Annotated in this window: 14 protein-coding genes; 8 read left to right on the forward strand and 6 right to left on the reverse strand. The window is 64.4% G+C overall.

What is annotated here, in order from left to right:
• Positions 1-92: 92 nt before the first annotated feature.
• The 4 genes from JMY28_RS33225 to JMY28_RS33240 form a co-directional block, all read right to left on the reverse strand.
• The gene (locus JMY28_RS33225; RefSeq protein ID WP_407945567.1) at positions 93-878 is read right to left on the reverse strand and encodes a helix-turn-helix domain-containing protein; all 786 of its coding nucleotides are present in this window, start codon (positions 876-878) and stop codon (positions 93-95) included.
• A gap of 327 nt (positions 879-1,205) precedes the next feature.
• On the reverse strand, positions 1,206-1,961 hold the full coding sequence (gene fnr, locus JMY28_RS33230) for a fumarate/nitrate reduction transcriptional regulator Fnr (protein ID WP_201700119.1): 756 nt from the start codon (positions 1,959-1,961) through the stop codon (positions 1,206-1,208).
• Positions 1,962-2,422: 461 nt separating this feature from the next.
• Positions 2,423-2,578 (reverse strand): hypothetical protein, encoded by a 156-nt coding sequence (locus JMY28_RS33235; protein WP_201700120.1) that lies wholly within the window; start codon positions 2,576-2,578, stop codon positions 2,423-2,425.
• 49 nt (positions 2,579-2,627) lie between these two features.
• Positions 2,628-3,029, reverse strand: coding sequence for a PaaI family thioesterase (locus JMY28_RS33240; RefSeq protein WP_201700121.1), 402 nt, complete (start codon positions 3,027-3,029; stop codon positions 2,628-2,630).
• A gap of 348 nt (positions 3,030-3,377) precedes the next feature.
• Between JMY28_RS33240 and JMY28_RS33245 the strand changes: the two genes are divergently transcribed.
• A complete protein-coding gene (locus JMY28_RS33245; RefSeq protein ID WP_236597162.1) occupies positions 3,378-4,523 on the forward strand; it encodes a pyridoxal-phosphate-dependent aminotransferase family protein in 1,146 nt (381 codons plus the stop codon).
• A gap of 32 nt (positions 4,524-4,555) precedes the next feature.
• Here JMY28_RS33245 and JMY28_RS33250 read toward each other — a convergent pair whose 3' ends face one another.
• Together JMY28_RS33250 and JMY28_RS33255 are read right to left on the reverse strand one after the other, a co-directional pair.
• Complete coding sequence (locus JMY28_RS33250; protein WP_201700123.1) at positions 4,556-5,314, reverse strand: class I SAM-dependent methyltransferase; 759 nt, start codon at positions 5,312-5,314, stop codon at positions 4,556-4,558.
• Positions 5,315-5,419: 105 nt separating this feature from the next.
• Positions 5,420-6,589 carry a porin gene (locus JMY28_RS33255; protein WP_201700124.1) on the reverse strand — a complete coding sequence of 390 codons (1,170 nt, stop codon included), beginning with the start codon at positions 6,587-6,589 and terminating at the stop codon, positions 5,420-5,422.
• Between the two features lie 427 nt (positions 6,590-7,016).
• Here JMY28_RS33255 and JMY28_RS33260 point away from each other — a divergent pair, with 427 nt between their 5' ends.
• The 7 genes from JMY28_RS33260 to JMY28_RS33290 all read left to right on the forward strand — a co-directional run bounded on the left by JMY28_RS33260 (position 7,017) and on the right by JMY28_RS33290 (position 15,789).
• Positions 7,017-8,285, forward strand: coding sequence for an MFS transporter (locus tag JMY28_RS33260; RefSeq protein ID WP_201700125.1), 1,269 nt, complete (start codon positions 7,017-7,019; stop codon positions 8,283-8,285).
• 31 nt (positions 8,286-8,316) lie between these two features.
• Complete coding sequence (locus JMY28_RS33265) at positions 8,317-10,728, forward strand: glycoside hydrolase family 31 protein (RefSeq protein ID WP_201700126.1); 2,412 nt, start codon at positions 8,317-8,319, stop codon at positions 10,726-10,728.
• 120 nt (positions 10,729-10,848) lie between these two features.
• Entirely contained in the window at positions 10,849-11,880 is a 1,032-nt protein-coding gene (locus JMY28_RS33270; RefSeq protein WP_201700127.1) for a sugar ABC transporter substrate-binding protein, read from the forward strand.
• A gap of 186 nt (positions 11,881-12,066) precedes the next feature.
• Positions 12,067-12,753 (forward strand): HAD family hydrolase, encoded by a 687-nt coding sequence (locus JMY28_RS33275; protein WP_201700128.1) that lies wholly within the window; start codon positions 12,067-12,069, stop codon positions 12,751-12,753.
• Between the two features lie 171 nt (positions 12,754-12,924).
• Positions 12,925-13,389, forward strand: coding sequence for a MarR family winged helix-turn-helix transcriptional regulator (locus JMY28_RS33280; protein WP_201700129.1), 465 nt, complete (start codon positions 12,925-12,927; stop codon positions 13,387-13,389).
• A 17-nt stretch (positions 13,390-13,406) separates the two neighbouring features.
• Positions 13,407-15,542 carry an FUSC family protein gene (locus JMY28_RS33285; protein WP_201700130.1) on the forward strand — a complete coding sequence of 712 codons (2,136 nt, stop codon included), beginning with the start codon at positions 13,407-13,409 and terminating at the stop codon, positions 15,540-15,542.
• 37 nt (positions 15,543-15,579) lie between these two features.
• Complete coding sequence (locus tag JMY28_RS33290) at positions 15,580-15,789, forward strand: DUF1656 domain-containing protein (RefSeq protein WP_201700131.1); 210 nt, start codon at positions 15,580-15,582, stop codon at positions 15,787-15,789.
• Positions 15,790-15,793 lie beyond the last annotated feature (4 nt).

The following is a 15,793-nucleotide window of genomic DNA, read 5'->3' on the forward strand; positions in this document are numbered from 1 at the left end:
TTGCGGTTCGCCCGGGTCGTCCCGAGCGTCCCGAGCGTCCGGGTCGGACTGCCGGCCAGCGCCCGGCACTGCCGCGCCGGGAAGCGCTTACCTCACACCCGCGCAAGCGCGCCGAAATCGACGATACGGATGCGCTTGGCGCGAATCTCCACGAGTCCTTGACGCGTGAGCTTCGAGAGCATGCGGCTGACCGTCTCCAGCTTGAGCCCGAGATAGTTGCCGATCTCCTCGCGGCTCATGCGCAGCGCCAGTTCCGAGCGCGGGTAACCCTGGCGGCCCACCCGCTCGGAGAGGTTCAGCAAAAAGGCCGCGACGCGCTGCTCGGCCTTCATCGTGCCGAGCAACATGACGAGCGCCGCTTGCCGCACGATTTCCTCGCTCATCAAGCGATGCAGGTGGCGCTGCATCGCGCGGCTTTCCGCGCAGAACGCTTCCAGCGCGGCGAACGGGATGACGCAAGCCGAACTATCTTCGAGCGCGACCGCTTCGCCAGCATGACTGCCGCTGCTGACGCCGTCGAGGCCTAGCGTCTCGCCCGCCACGAAGAAGCTGCTGATCTGCTCGAGGCCATCGCGATTCACGGTCACGAACTTGAACGAGCCCGTGCGGATCGCGTAGAAGTTCTGGAAGCGGTCGCCCGCGAGATAGAGCGGCTGACCACGGCTAACGGGGCGTGTTTCGCGCACGAATGTGTCGAGCCGCGAGATTTGCGCGGCGGAGAGATCGAGGGGCATGCACACGGAGCGCCTCGCGCAACCCGAGCAGCGCGCCATGGTGCGCTTCATCGCGCCCGAACCCGCTTCGGTGAGCATCGGCAGTGGCAGCCCGCTGCGAAAGAAAGATGGCGTGGCCGCCTCAGGCGGCGCCTGGTAGAACATCGCAAACTCCGTGCGGTCGTATGACAGCCTTGGAGTGTGGATCAGGATGCGCCGGTGCGAAATCGGCGCGTGGCGCCAGTTTCTATAAGACTTTTCAGATCTCGTGTAGGCCAATCCCTACAAATAGCTGTCAATCATGCGGAACGCCTGCGTTATCAAACATTGGATTTTGTCAAAAACACGGGGCGGGCGTCGCGCTCAAAGCGCTGCCCACGGGGAATAATCCAGCCAACGGTCTGACCCTCGCCAGACCGCACGATGGATCCCCGCGCTTCCATCGTTTCGCGCGCCATGGTTCCCCGCCTGTGCGCGCTTTTTTTCGCCCCCTCACCGGTCTTGCTCGGGACAGTCGCATGCCGGCACGATCGCAAACATTCTGCGATCGGCTTCCCCCCGGTACTGACTCAGCGCCTTCAATCCGGCCAGATCCAGCAGCTTCACGTAACGATAGCGAACGTGAATCAGCTTCTGATCCATGAGTTTCGAGAGCAGGCGGCTCACCGTTTCGAGCTTGATGCCCAGGTGATTGCCAATGTCCTCGCGCGTCATGCGCAAGTAAAACTCGCTGCCGGAATAGCCCCTCGCGGATAGCCGCTCCGACATGCTCAGCAGGAAGGCGGCAAGTCGCTCTTCAGCATTCATCGAGCCAAGCGTGAGCATCATGGCGTGGTCTTTTTTGACCTCGCGGCTCGTCATCCTGAGCAACTGGTTCTGCAAGGACGGTGTGCGCGCCGCCATCAGCGCGAGATTGTCCATGGGAAGGACACAGACGTCGGTGTCCTCGAGCGCGGTCGCATCCGATGCGTGGCGACGCTCGTCGAGGCTGTCGAGTCCGATCACGTCGCCTTGCAGGTGAAACCCCGTAACGTGGACCCTGCCGTCCTCCGTGCTGGTATGCGACTTCATCGTCCCGGAGCGGATCGCGTACACGGACGTCAGCGCGTCGCCTTGCCGATACAGCACCTGGCCTTTGCGAATGCGAAGACGATCGTGGATTTCGAGGTCGAGCATCGGTATTTCATCGCGGTTCATACCAACGGGAATGCAGAGTCGAGCCAATGAGCAACGTGAACAGCAAGGCATTGAGTAACGGTATATTTATATGGATAACTAAGTAATTGCATGTCTTCGCCATGCTTCCGACGCGAGTGCTCCGCACTGCGCCCGCTTCCCGGCTGTGTCATTCCGGGCTAACTGGGTGACAAGCATAAGACGCCGCCAGCCGCAAAAACTTGACGGTTGTCAATTTTGAGATAAATCAGGAAACCCGCACGCACGCTCAGGGACGATCGCGGTCCATCCAGGCGCGCATGCCTGTCCATCGGCGCGATAGTTAAGCGATATCAACGAATGCGGGAAGCGAAAACGGTAGGCTTGCGCTCCTTTTTCCGGGCTGTTTCTCGGGACTGCATTCGATCCGGATAGCGAAGCAATTACCGACGCATAGTTAGCGCAGACGCATACTCGCGACCCTGTGCGCGTGGGCCCAGTTGTTCGCAGCACACCGTTATGACGAGGCCGCGAAATGGATCTAGCGCAACGCCTCACTCGCCGACCGGTTCGCTCCCTTGATCGCCGGTGACATCGCCGACAATACTTAGCATGCCGAACTGGTCAGAACGGTCGACATGACGCTTAAAGCGTTCGACCGCGGCTTTTCTCACGATAGCGGGACCGGACCACTGAACGATGAATAGCATCGCAGCCCCCTCGCGTCTGGAAACCGGTTCAAACCGGCACGACCATCGTTCAGGCCTTCTTCGAGTACGAATACTTGAATGTCCCCTGCGCGCTCGCGATCAGCAACCGATCGTCCACCCACGCCTCGGCGCGCGCAAAGAAGATCGAGCGGCCGCCACGCTCCAGAAACCCCTTCGCCCGCACGAACTGCCCAAGGCCCTTGTCGAGGTAGTTGGTTGTGAGCGAGAGCGTGAAGCCATGGCGCGCAGGGTCGCCAACCGGCGAGAACAACCCCGCATAGCCGGCCGCGGCGTCGAGCAGTGTGGCAATCGCGCCGCCTTGCAGCACGCCCTGGCGATTGAGCTTCGAGGCGTCGATGGGCATGACAAGCTCCGCGTAACCGTCGCGCCACTGCGCGACGCTCACACCGAGCGTTTCAAGAAACGGATTGTCCACGGCGAATTGCGACATACACGGTCTTCCTTGCATTATCTGGCGATGCGATTGATTATAGGGTGGCTGTACAAAGGCCGCAGCGCAGCAACGCCGCCCGAACGACTGTTCAGCGAATTTCCGCGCAACTGTACATGGCCAGCGCTGCCGCGCCGCACAACACTGGCTGAAGGCGCCCCAACCGCGCCTCTCACGCAACCCACTTCCCGGCAAATCAAGGTACCCAAGATGAACGACAACGCGCTCCACTCCGATCCGCTGACCACTTCGCGCACTTCGGCGGCGGCGGCGGCGGCCGGGGCCGCGCCCGTGCCTTGCCCCACTGTCGATACGCTCGATCGCATCCTGCCCGAGGAACCGCTCCTCATGATGGGTGCGGGCCCCGTGCCGATTCCCGACGCCGTGGCCAAGGCCAATACGGTCGTCATCAATCACCTCGGCGACACCATGGCGCGCGTCATTCAACAGGTGAAGACGATGGCGCGCTACGTGTTCCAGACGCGCTCGAACTGGGTGCTCGGCGTGGCCGGCCCGGGCTCGGCGGCGATGGAAATGGCGATCTCGAACCTCGCTTGGCCCGGCACCCGCGTGCTCTCCATCGTTAACGGCTTCTTCAGCCAGCGTATGGCCGAAATGGCGGGCCGTGTGGGCGCCGAAGTCACCACGCTCGACGTGGCCAACCGCGAAATCGCCTCGCTCGAAGCCGTGGCGCAGGCCATCGAACGCACGCGACCGGCCGTCGTCACGATCGTGCACGGCGAAACGTCCAACACGGTCTGGAACCGCGAACTCAAGGAAATCGTGCAGATCGCCAAGGCCGCCGGTGCGCTCGTGGTGGTGGACGCCGTGTGCACGCTGAGCACCATGCCGCTGGAAATGGACGCCTGGGGCATCGACGTCGTGATCACGGGCGGCCAAAAGGGCCTTTCGTCGATCCCCGGCGTTTCGCTCATTGCCTTCTCGGACGCCGCATGGGAGCGCGTGCGCACGCGCACCGTGCCGAACACGCACTGGTGCCTCGACGCCATGCTCGCCGAAAACTTCTGGCACAACGCCGGTTACCACTACACCGCGCCCGTCTCGGGCGTGCTGGCGCTGCACGAGGCGCTGCGCCTCGTGTGCACGGAAACGCTCGAAAAGCGCTTTGCGCGCCATCAGCGCTGCTCGCTCGCGCTGCAAAGCGGCGTGACTGCGCTGGGCCTCGCGCTCTATACGCCGCAGACGTGCCGCCTGAATTCCGTGGTCGGCATCGAGCTGCCCGAGGGCGCGACCGCGCGCGCGGTGTGCAACCATATCTCGCAGCAATACCAGGTGGAGATTGCCGGATCGTTCGGTCTCCCGATCGTTCGCATCGGGCAGATGGGCGAGCAGTGCCGCGAGCACAATCTCTTTCGCACGGTGCACGCGCTTGGCCGCACGATGAGCGACCTCGGCGTGAAAGTCGATCTGCCCGCTGGGGTTGCCGCGCTCGAGGAGTCGCTTTCGGCCGGCTCGCGCGAAGCGCGACGTTAAGCGCTTACAGCGCCACGCGGCCGCTCGAAAACTCAAACGCGCCGCGCGCGCACGCAGATGAACGCCGGCGCCTGCACCAGTTCCGCGTGCAGCGCTGGCGATACCGCCTTCATTTCCGGTTGTGGCACGGGCTCGAGCACGCGGTCGATGGCCCAACCCGTTTCCATGAGCGCGTTGAAGATATCGGCAAGCGGGCGCCTGAATGCTTCCACCCAAGGCTTCGGCTCGCCGAAGCCGCCCCAATGCAGGCCGAACCGTGTCGTCTCGAAGTAGGTGCGCGAACCGCGCGTGCGCGTATCGATCCAGTCGCGCATGGGATGGGACATCGAAAACACCAGCAGTGCGCCGGGGCGCGCCACACGGTGAAACTCCTGAAACGTCGGCGTGAGGTGCTCGACGTAATCGAGCGCGAGCGAGCACACGATGCGGTCGACCGAAGCACTCGCGAGCCATTCGAGCGGGCGCGCGAGATCGCCCTGCACGATGTCGACTGCGAGGCCCGCGCAACGGGTCTTCGCCAGTTCAACCATCGCAGGCGTGACGTCGAAGGCTTGCACGCGCGCGCCGTCGCCCGCCAGCTCCGCGCTCACGATGCCGGGCCCGCAGCCCGCGTCGAGCACGTCGAGCCCCGCCACCGCGCCTAGCAGCGAGCGAGTGGCAGGCCGCTCGTAGAGCGCGTTGTGCGGCTTGACGGGAGCCTGCTCGGCGTAGCGTTGCGCGAACTGCGTGTAGCTGGCGCGGCCGGGAAGTTCGTTGGACGCTGGGGTGGAGTTTTTGTCGTCGGTGGACATGAGAGCGGCTGGATGGCGGTTGGGTACGCTATTGTCCATCGTTTCGCACCGGCAGACCAATGCCGCACCTGGCCGGACCTACCCGGCCGGACCTACCGGGCCAGCCTAGAACAGCACCGAAATACCCGCCATGCCGACGACCTGTGCGTTCGTCGACGAAGGCGTCGCGTTCTGCGAGTCACCCACGGTCGCCACAGCGCCGGCGATCGCGCCTGCGGCGCCGAGCGTCTGACCGCTCGCGCGCTGATACGCCTGCAACGCATAGAGCGTGGTGCGCTTCGAAAGATGCCACGACTCGCGCAGCGAATATTGCTGGTAGCGCGCCGCGTTCGCGATGCCGTTCGCCTTCGCGGCCATGGTGTACGAGAACGCGCCCGCGAAATCGACCGCCGGCGTCGCGCGCCATGCCGCCAGGGCGCCATACGTATTGAACACGGCCGTATTCGCGAACGCCGCGGTGCCGCCCGCCAGATACTGCACGTTGGTGTAGTTCAAGCCGAAAGTGAAATCGCCCAGTGTGTAATTGCCGGCGGCGGCGATGTTCTGCACCGCGCGCGCCGACGCATAACCGCGATTGACCGCCGAAACGGCAAACGAGCCCGACGCGTTCGGGTCGAAGTTCTGCGTGCGGCCCGTGTTATTCAAGCGCAGATAACCGGCCGCGAGGCTCAGCGGGCCTCCCGTGTAGCGCAGCGCGGCGCTGAGGCTCTGCCCCGCGCCCGGGCTGCCGGCTATGCCGCTGAACCCGTACAGCACGCTCGCGCTCACACCCTTGAACACCCGCGACGTATAGGTGAGCGCATTGTTGATGCGCACCGTCGTGTCGAGGCTGTCGTAGTCGCCGGGATGCGCGCCCGTTGCGCCCGTGAGCCAGTTGCTGGAAGCGAGCGGCCCGACGAAGAGCATATAAGGGGTGTACTGGCGGCCCATCGTCAGGGTGCCGTAGGTGTCGTTGGCGAGGCCCACGTAGGCCTGGCGATTGAATAGCAATCCGGCCGACGATGCTGCGCCCGTGTTCGCGTCGAAGCCTGCCTGAAGATCGAAGAACGCGCGGGTGCCGCCGCCCAGATCCTCGTTGCCGCGAAGTCCGAACTTGGAGGCGTAGAGGTTTCCCTGCCGCAGATAGACGTTTGAGCTGCCGTTCTGGTTGTTGACGTAGCTGATCGCATCGTCAACGACGCCGTATAGCGTCACGTTCGATTGCGCTTGAACGGGCGCCACCTCGCAGATTGCAGCCGCAAGCAGAAAGGCGCGCAGCGTAGCGTGTGTTTTCATCAGGTCTCCTTATGTTATTGAACGGACTGGCCAGCCGAATGAAGTGGATGATCCGCTATGTCATCCGACAACTGACATCGCAAAAAGGCGAAGTCATCGTAGATTTGCGGCTGCCTGCCGTCAAGCGCACCTCCCGCGACACGTGAGCCTTTATAACAAAGATGTGATTTCGCTCAAACTGGCGAAATATAAAGCGCTTGAAGCTTGTGGTGACGTTACCTGCCCGGCCTGCGTATCTTGACACTCGCCAGCGGCAAACTTAGCATCAACGAACACATAGATGTGCGTTGTCGTATAACTAATAACGAACACAACCTGGCGTGCGCGACATTGAGCGCCTACATGCAAATCCGTATTTAATTAGTACTGTGAACTGATTTCGAAGCGCAACGCGCCACTGCGCCCGAAAAACAGGAGGAGACAAAACTTGAAGACAGTCAAAAACCTGCGTTGGTGGATCATTGCCCTCGTTTGCGCGGGCACCATCCTGAACTACCTCGCGCGCAATTCGTTGGCGGTGCTCGCGCCCGAGCTCCGGCACGTGCTGAACTTCAGCACGCAACAATATTCGTACATCGTCGCCGCCTTTCAGATTGGCTACACCATCATGCAGCCGGTGTGCGGCATCATCGTCGACCTGCTCGGGCTGCGCATCGGCTTCACGCTGTTCGCCGCGTTGTGGTCCGCAGCGGGCGTCATGCACGGCTTCGCCACGGGCTGGCTAACGCTTGGCGCCATGCGCGGTCTGCTCGGCCTGTTCGAAGCCGCCGCCATTCCCTCGGGCATGAAAGCCGTTGCGGAATGGTTTCCCGACCGGCAAAAGTCGGTGGCAGTCGGGTACTTCAACGCGGGCACGTCGCTGGGCGCCGTGCTCGCGCCGCCCGTGGTCATTTTCTTTTCACTGCGCTTTGGCTGGCAAACGGCTTTTATCGTGACGGGCGCGGTCGGATTCATCTGGGCGGCCGCCTGGTACGCGCTCTATCGCGCGCCCGGCGCTCACCCGCGCATTAGCGAGGGCGAGCGCGCGTTCATCATGGAAGGGCAACACCGCCCGGTGGCGCGTGGCAAGGCGAGCACGCGCGAGGTCGTGACCTCGCGGCGCTTCTGGGCGATTGCCCTGCCGCGCTTCTTCGCGGAACCGGCCTGGCAGACCTTCAGCTTCTGGATCCCGCTCTATCTGGCCACGGAACGCCATATGGACCTCAAGCAGATCGCCGCGTTCGCATGGCTGCCCTTCGTCGCCGCGGATCTGGGCGGCATTCTGGGTGGCTATCTCTCGCCCTTTCTGATGCGCCATTTCCGTTTGCCGCTGCTGTGGTCACGCGTGGCGGGCGTAGTGCTCGGCGCGTTCATGATGATCGGGCCCGCGTGCATTGGGTTCGTCGCCTCGACGTATATGGCCATCGCGCTCTTTTGCGTCGGCGGCTTCGCCCACCAGATGATCTCCGCACTCGTCAACACGCTCGCCGCCGACGTATTCGATCCGCGCGAAGTGGGCACGGCAAGCGGCTTCGCGGGCATGGCCGCATGGACCGGCGGCCTGAGCTTCTCGCTCGTGGTCGGCGCGCTCGCCGACAAGGTGGGCTACGGCCCGCTGTTCGCGAGCCTGGGCGCATTCGACCTGATCGGCGCCGCGCTCCTCGTGTGGCTCATCCGCGGGCAATCCCGCAGCGATTACAAGCTGGCGCATGCATGACAGCGCCCGGCAAGACAAACAAGGCATACCCATGACGACGCTCCTCCATCCCCCCAGGTTCGCGCTCGCGAAACACGACGGGCATCACTTGCGCCTCGAAAGCGCGCAGGGCGCCACGATCGACGTGTTCGTGCTCGAAGAAGACATCGTGCGCGTACGCGTGTTGCCAGACGGCCGTGCGCATGGGCCGCGCACGTGGGCCATCGCGCCAGGGCTCGACGACGTTCCGTATGAAGGCCGCGACCGGCTCGATGCGACCGGCTTCACACTGCCTTCGTTCGGTATCCTTTCGAATCCGGATGAGATCCGCGTCGAGACCTCGCAGATCCGGCTCACCATCGCTCTGGCCGGTGGCCACTGCGCGTGGGAGATGCGTCGCGACGGCGGCTGGCACTGCGTGCTGCAGGACCGCGCGACGCAAGCCTACAACTTCGGCTGGTGGGACGAGCGTATCTACCATTACGTGCGCCGCCAGCCGGGCGAGATGTATCTGGGTCTCGGCGAACGCGCCGGCTCGCTCGACCGCGCGAACCAGAGCTATCGCATGACCAATGTCGACGCGATGGGCTACAGCGCGAAAACGACCGACCCGCTCTACAAGCACATCCCGTTCTACCTGACCTGGCAACGCGATACGCGGCTCGGTTTTGGCCTCTTTTACGACACGCTCGCGGACTGCACCTTCGACATGGGCCGCGAGCTGGACAACTACCACGGCCCCTACCGCCACTTCGTCGCCGACCACGGCGATCTCGACTACTACTTCATCGCCTCGCCGCAAACGCCGCTTGCGGCCGTGCGGCGCTTCACATGGCTCACGGGCCGGCCGGCGCTCATGCCGAAGTGGGGCCTCGGCTACTCCGGCTCGACGATGAGCTACACCGATGCGCCCGACGCGCAGCGCCGCATGGGCGAATTCCTCGAGCGTTGCCGCGAGCACGATATGCTTTGCGACTCGTTTCATCTGTCGTCGGGCTATACGTCGATCGGCGCGAAGCGCTATGTGTTCAACTGGAATCACGAGAAGTTTCCCGACATAACGCGCTTCGTTCAGGATTACCTGGAAAATGGCGTCAAGCTGTGCGCGAATATCAAGCCGTGCTTGCTGCGCGATCATCCGGAGTTCGAACAAACCGCGCGCGACGGCTTGCTGATCGAAGACCGCAACGGCGAACCGGCGTGGGTGCAGTTTTGGGACGACGTAGGCGCGTATATCGACTTCACGAACCCCGCGGCCGCTCTCTGGTGGAAGGAGCACGTGAAAGACGCGCTGCTGCGTTATGGCATCGCCGCCACCTGGAACGACAACAACGAGTTCGAGATCTGGTCGCCCCAGGCCATGGCCCACGGCTTCGGCACGCCGTGGCCCGCGCGTGAAGCGAAGGTCCTGCAAACGCTGCTGATGATGCGCGCCTCGCGCGACGCGCAGCGCGAGCACGCGCCCGACAAGCGCCCCTTCCTCGTTTCGCGCTCCGGCGGCGTGGGCATGCATCGCTACGTGCAGACCTGGTCGGGCGACAACTCCACCTCATGGGAAACCTTGCGCTACAACCTGAAAATGGGCTTGGGACTGGCGCTTTCGGGCGTGTCGAACATCGGCCACGATATCGGCGGCTTTTCTGGGCCCGCGCCCGAGCCGGAACTGTTCATCCGCTGGATACAGTTCGGCGTGTGGATGCCGCGCTTTTCCATTCACTCGTGGAACGACGACGGCACGGTCAACGAGCCGTGGATGTACCCGTCGCTCACGCCCCAGGTTTCGGCACTGCTCAAACTGCGCTACCGGCTGCTGCCTTATCTGTATCAGTTGCTCTGGGACTCGACGATGCACTACGACCCCGTGCTGCGCCCGACCTTCGCCGAATTTCCCGACGACGCGCGCTGCTACGCCGAATCCGACGACATGATGGTCGGCGCTTCGCTGCTCGCGGCGCCCGTGGTCGAGCCCGGCCAAACGCAGCGCGAAGTGTGGCTCCCAACCGGTGTACGCTGGACCTGCTACTGGAGCGGCGAACAGTTCGAGGGCGGACAGAGCGTGACGCTGCCCGCGCCGTGGGACCGGCCCGTCATGCTGGTGCGCGAAGGGAGCGTGATTGCGCTGAACGTCGCCGGGCAGCAGTTCGGGCATCGCGGCGACCAGCGCGCATTCATCGTGGTGCCTTTCGCGGACGGCAAACGCGCTTGCCGCCGCTATGTAGAGGACGACGGCGAATCCGAGGCGTGGCGGCATGGGGCGTTCGGGGAGTGGAGCGTCTGCGCGCAAGGCGACGCGAGCACCCTCACGCTCGCCGTCGAAGCGACCGGGTCTATGCCGCGCACGCCTGCGTCCGTGGAAATCCGCTTGCCCGCCAGCGAAGCGCGCGGCGTGGCTATGGCCGCAGGGCGCATCGTCACGGACGAACGCGTGGGCGGCTGGCGCCGCATCGTCATCGAACTCTGTTGATGTAGCGGGAAATAACCAGACTGGACACTTTCGCGCCAGGGCGCTGGCGCCGCTCAGCCCTACGATGCAGATACGCCCGGACCGCTTGATCGGGCGTTAAAAACATCAATGGAGACGAGCATGAGACGACTGACACAGCGAGTGGCGCGCGCGATCGCCGCAATGGCGCTCGTGGCAATCAGTGCGGGCGCACTGGCGGCGAACGGCAAATTCGTGGTGATATCGCATGCACCCGACGCGGATCCGTTCTGGAACGTCGTGAAAAACGGCATCGCCGACGCCCAGAAGGACTTCGGCGTCACGGTCGACTATCGCAATCCGCCGAACGGCGACCTCTCTGACATGGTGCGCCTGCTCGAGCAGGCCGCCGCCCACAACTACGACGGCGTGGCGACGACGATCGCCGACTTCGATGTGGTTCAAAGCCGCGTCAAAACCATCGTGAACAAGGGCATTCCCGTCATCACATTCAACTCGGGGACCTCGCAGCAAAACGCCGCGCTCGGCGCGCTGCTGCACATAGGCCAGCCGGAATACGAAGCGGGTAAGGAAGCCGGCTTGCGCGCACGGGCCGCAGGCATCAAGTCGTTTCTGTGCGTGAACAACAACGTGACCAATCCCCTGTCGTTCGAGCGCTGCCGCGGGTTTGCCGAGGCGATCGGCGCCAACGCGAAGGAATCGATGCTCGACTCCGGCAACGATCCGACCGAAGTCGAGAACAAGGTCTTCGCCGCGCTGCGCCAGCGTCCGGGCACGCAGGCCGTGCTCGCGCTCGGACCTACGTCGGCGGTGCCCGCCATGCGCGCGATCGCCAAGCTCGGGCTCACCAACAAGATCTTCTTCGCGACGTTCGACCTCACGCCCGAGGTCGACAAGGGGATCGAGGCGGGCACAGTCGCCTTCGCGATCGATCAACAGCCCTACCTGCAAGGCTATATCCCGGTCGCGCTGCTGGCGATCATGAAGCAGGACAAGGCGCATGACATCCACCGGGCCGTCGCGGCCTTGCAGGCCAACGCGCAATTTCAGCAGCGCATCAAGATGTACGGCCTGACCCCGCGCTTTACGCCCGAGGGCGTCGATACAGGACCCGGCTTCGTCACGCGCAGCAACGTGGCGCTCGTCGAAAAATACGCTGGCCAGTACCGCTGATACCCCAACCCGCAGGGCGTGCCGCGCTGGCGCGCCCCTCGCCCGCCTCGGTCATTTGCCCGCGAAAATCCCACGCAAACGCGACCCCGGTTATCATCGCGCTCTTGCGTGCGCGATCCCGCTTTCCGTCCTCCGAATGCGATTCCGATGCGCGCCGCATGACGCAACCGCAACCGCAGGCAAACGATGTCCCCCATCCCTTTCGACGCCATCCTTTTCGACTGTGACGGCGTTCTCGTCGACTCAGAACGCATTACGCACGTTGTGCTCACGCAGATGCTGGGCGAACTCGGCTGGACGCTCTCCGTGGACGAAGCCATGCGGATCTTCGTCGGCAAGGCCGTGAAAGACGAAGCCGCGCGCATCGAGGCGCATACGGGCTTCACGATTACGGATGCCTGGCTCGAAGGCTTTCGCGCGCGCCGCAACGAGGCGCTCGAGCGCGATCTCGTCGAGATTCCGGGCGCGCCCGCGACTGTGCGCGCGGTGCACGCGGCAATGAACGGGCGCATCGCCGTTGCCTCGGGTGCGGACCGGCGCAAGGTCGAGTTGCAACTGCGCAAGGTGAACCTGCTCGACTGTTTCGAAGGTCACATCTACAGCGGCCACGAAACGCCGCGCAGCAAGCCGCATCCGGACGTCTATCTCGCGGCGGCGGCAGGTCTCGGCGCGGTGGCCAAGCGCTGCGCCGTGATCGAGGACACGGTCACGGGCGCGCGCGCGGGCCTCGCCGCAGGCGCCATCGTGTTCGGCTACAGCCCGCCCGAGCCCGGCCACAGCAGCGCACAGGCACTGCTCGAGGCGGGCGTTGCGCACGTGTTCACCGACATGGTGCAGCTTCCCGCCCTGCTTGCCGGCTGGTCAAATCGTTAAGCGCGTATAAAAAACGGCCAACAGCCGCACACTTCCCGCATTGTTGGCCCCACGCATCACCGCGCATCACATAGAAAGCAGCCCGCCCACGAGTCGCATACCATCCGAGTCGTGGCGCTGCGAAAGAATAAGATAGTTTGCTATCGAATCGCTTTGGGCTATCATCCGCCGATGTCGAATCTTCATACCTTACGCCTTGCGGTTAGTAGCACGCTTGTTGTGGCGGCACGCAAATGGCGGCGCACGACGCACGGCGCCCTCACCGCATACAACGTCTCCGAAGCGTGCGCCGCGCCGCTTCTCACCGCCGGGCGCCTTGGCGAAGCCGTGCGCCAGGTGACGCTCGCCGAGCACGTGGGCATTGAAGGCCCTTCGCTCGTGCGCCTGCTCGACCAGCTCTGCGCCGCGGGCCTCGTGCGCCGCGACGAAGACCCCGACGACCGCCGCGCAAAAACGATCTCGCTAACGAGCGAAGGCCGCGCCGTGACCGAGCGTATGGAGGACGAACTGCGCTCGCTGCGTGCGCGTGTGCTCAAGGGGGTGAGCCGCGCCGACCTCGAAGCGACGCTGCGCGTGCTCAACGCCTTCAATGCAGCGCCCGCCGCAGACCAGGCTGACCGAGCCTTACACGACTGAAAGCAGAAAGCGGACCCATGACCTACCCCTCCATCCGCGACTGGCTCTTTTCGGTCAAGACCTTCGCCGCGTCGCAGCTCGCGCTCTATATCGCGCTCGTATTCCAGTTGCCGCGTCCCTACTGGGCGATGGCGAGCGTGTACATCGTCTCGAACCCCTTCGTGGGCGCCACGCGCTCGAAGGCGCTTTACCGCGCGCTCGGCACGGCGCTCGGCGCGGGCGCGGCAATCCTGCTCGTGCCGCCCTTCGTCGAAACGCCGCTGCTTTTCAGCGTGATCGTCGCCACGTGGACCGGCACGTTGCTCTACCTGGCGATCTCGGACCGTACCGCGCGCAGTTATGTGTTCATGCTCGCGGGCTACACCATGCCGCTCATCGCGCTGCCCACCGTGACCGATCCCACCACGATCTTCGACGTGGCCATCGCGCGGACGCAAGAAATCACGCTCGGCATCATTTGCGCGAGCGTGGTGGGCAGCAACATTCTGCCGAGCCGCCTTGCGCCCACGCTGATCGAACGCGCCGACGCGTGGTTCCGCGACGCCGCCTGGTACGGCAGCGAAACGCTCTCGGGCCATGTTGCGGGCAACGCGCTTTCGGCCTGCCGCCAGCGCATGGCGGCCACGGTGAACCAGCTCGAATTCCTGCTGAGCCAGTTGAGCTACGACCACACGCGCCCGGAAATCCTCGCGCGCACCGAGTCGCTGCGCGGGCGCATGCTGCTCTTTCTGCCGATGATTTCCGCGCTCGCCGACCCGCTCATCGCGCTGCGCCGCGATCTGCACGTGTGGCCCGAAGGCCTCGACAGTCTGCTGGACGATGCGGCCCGCTGGTTCGAGGAGCCGTTGCCCACGCGCGCCGCCGACATGCACGACGACGCAGGCGACGCGACCGCGGAAAGCCTGCGCAAACGCATCGCTGCGCTGCAGCCCCCGCGCGACGCGCTCGCGAGCTGGCAAGGCGCGCTGCTCTCCAATGCGCTCTGGCGCCTCGGCCAGGTGATCGATGTCTGGCAGGACTGCCGCGCGCTGCGCGCGCTCATCGCGCACGAAACGAGCAGCACATGGCGGCCGCGCTATCGACACTGGCGGCTTGGCGGCACCGAGCGCTTCTACGACCGCGGCCTCATGCTGTTCTCATGTTTAGTGCCTGTGAGCGCGATCCTCGTGGCCTGCTGGCTGTGGGTGAGTTCGGGCTGGCACGACGGCGCGGGCGCGGTGACGCTCGCGGCCGTGGCCTGCTGCTTCTTCGCGGCGCTCGACGAGCCCGCGCCCATGGTGTTCCGCTTCTTCCTCGCCACGGCGGCGAGCGTGGTGTTCGCGGGTCTGTACCTGTTCGTCGCGCTGCCCAACGTGCATGACTTCGCCATGCTCGTGCTGCTGTTCGCGGGGCCGTTCATCCTGATCGGCACGCTGATTCCGCGCCCGGCTTTCAATATGGTGACGATGCTCGTGGCCGTGAACACGGCGACCTTCATCAGTGTGCAGAGCGCCTACGAGGCCGACTTCCTCGTGTTCCTCAACAGCAATATCGCGGGCGTGGCGGGCCTGCTGTTCGCCTACTTGTGGACGCGCGCCACGCGCCCATTCGGCGCCGAACTCGCGGCGCGGCGCCTGTTGCGCTCGAGCTGGAGCGACGTCGCGCTCTCGGCCTCGCACACGGCCATCGCGGATCAGCGCAACCTCACTTCGCGCATGCTCGACCGGTTGATGCAGCTCATTCCGCGTCTCGCGGCCTCCGACGACCATCGCCATCCGTCGGTCGAGAGCTTTCGCGATCTGCGCATCGCGCTCAATGCGCTCGATCTGCGCCGCTCGCTGCGCAAGCTCGACACAGACGTGACCGATGCGATCGACCGCGTACTCGCTGGCGTGAGCGACCACTACGCAAGTTGCGCGCGCGAAAGCGAGCGCCAGAGCGCGCCGCCCGCACTGATGGCGAACATCGACGACGCCATGCGCCGCGTCGCGGCCCACGCCCGCGCGCAACTGCCGGGCGCCACCGCGGCCGACGCGGATGCCCAGAGCGCGCCGCGCGCGCTCGTCTCGCAGCGCTGGTTGAGCAACACGCTGCATGCGCTCGTGGGCATGCGGCTCGCGCTCTACCCGGCTTCGTCGGCGCAGTCGCCTTCCAACCCGGACGCCACGGTATGAGCGCGCATTCCTCTTATCCTTTTTCGAAACCCGCATCATGATCGGCGAAATCGATATCTTTGGCGTGTTCGTGCCCGCCGTGCTTGTGTTGATGCTGATCGCGTACCTCATCAATGTCGTGATCGGCAAGGTGCTCACGCGCGTGGGCTTTTACCGGCTCGTGTGGCATCGTTCCATTTTCGATCTCGGCATTTATGTCTTTGTGCTGGCTGCCGTCGTCATCGTGTCGCATCGCTTCGTGAAATAACGTT

The sequence above is a fragment of the Paraburkholderia hiiakae genome, from assembly GCF_904848665.1.
Taxonomy (GTDB): domain Bacteria; phylum Pseudomonadota; class Gammaproteobacteria; order Burkholderiales; family Burkholderiaceae; genus Paraburkholderia; species Paraburkholderia hiiakae.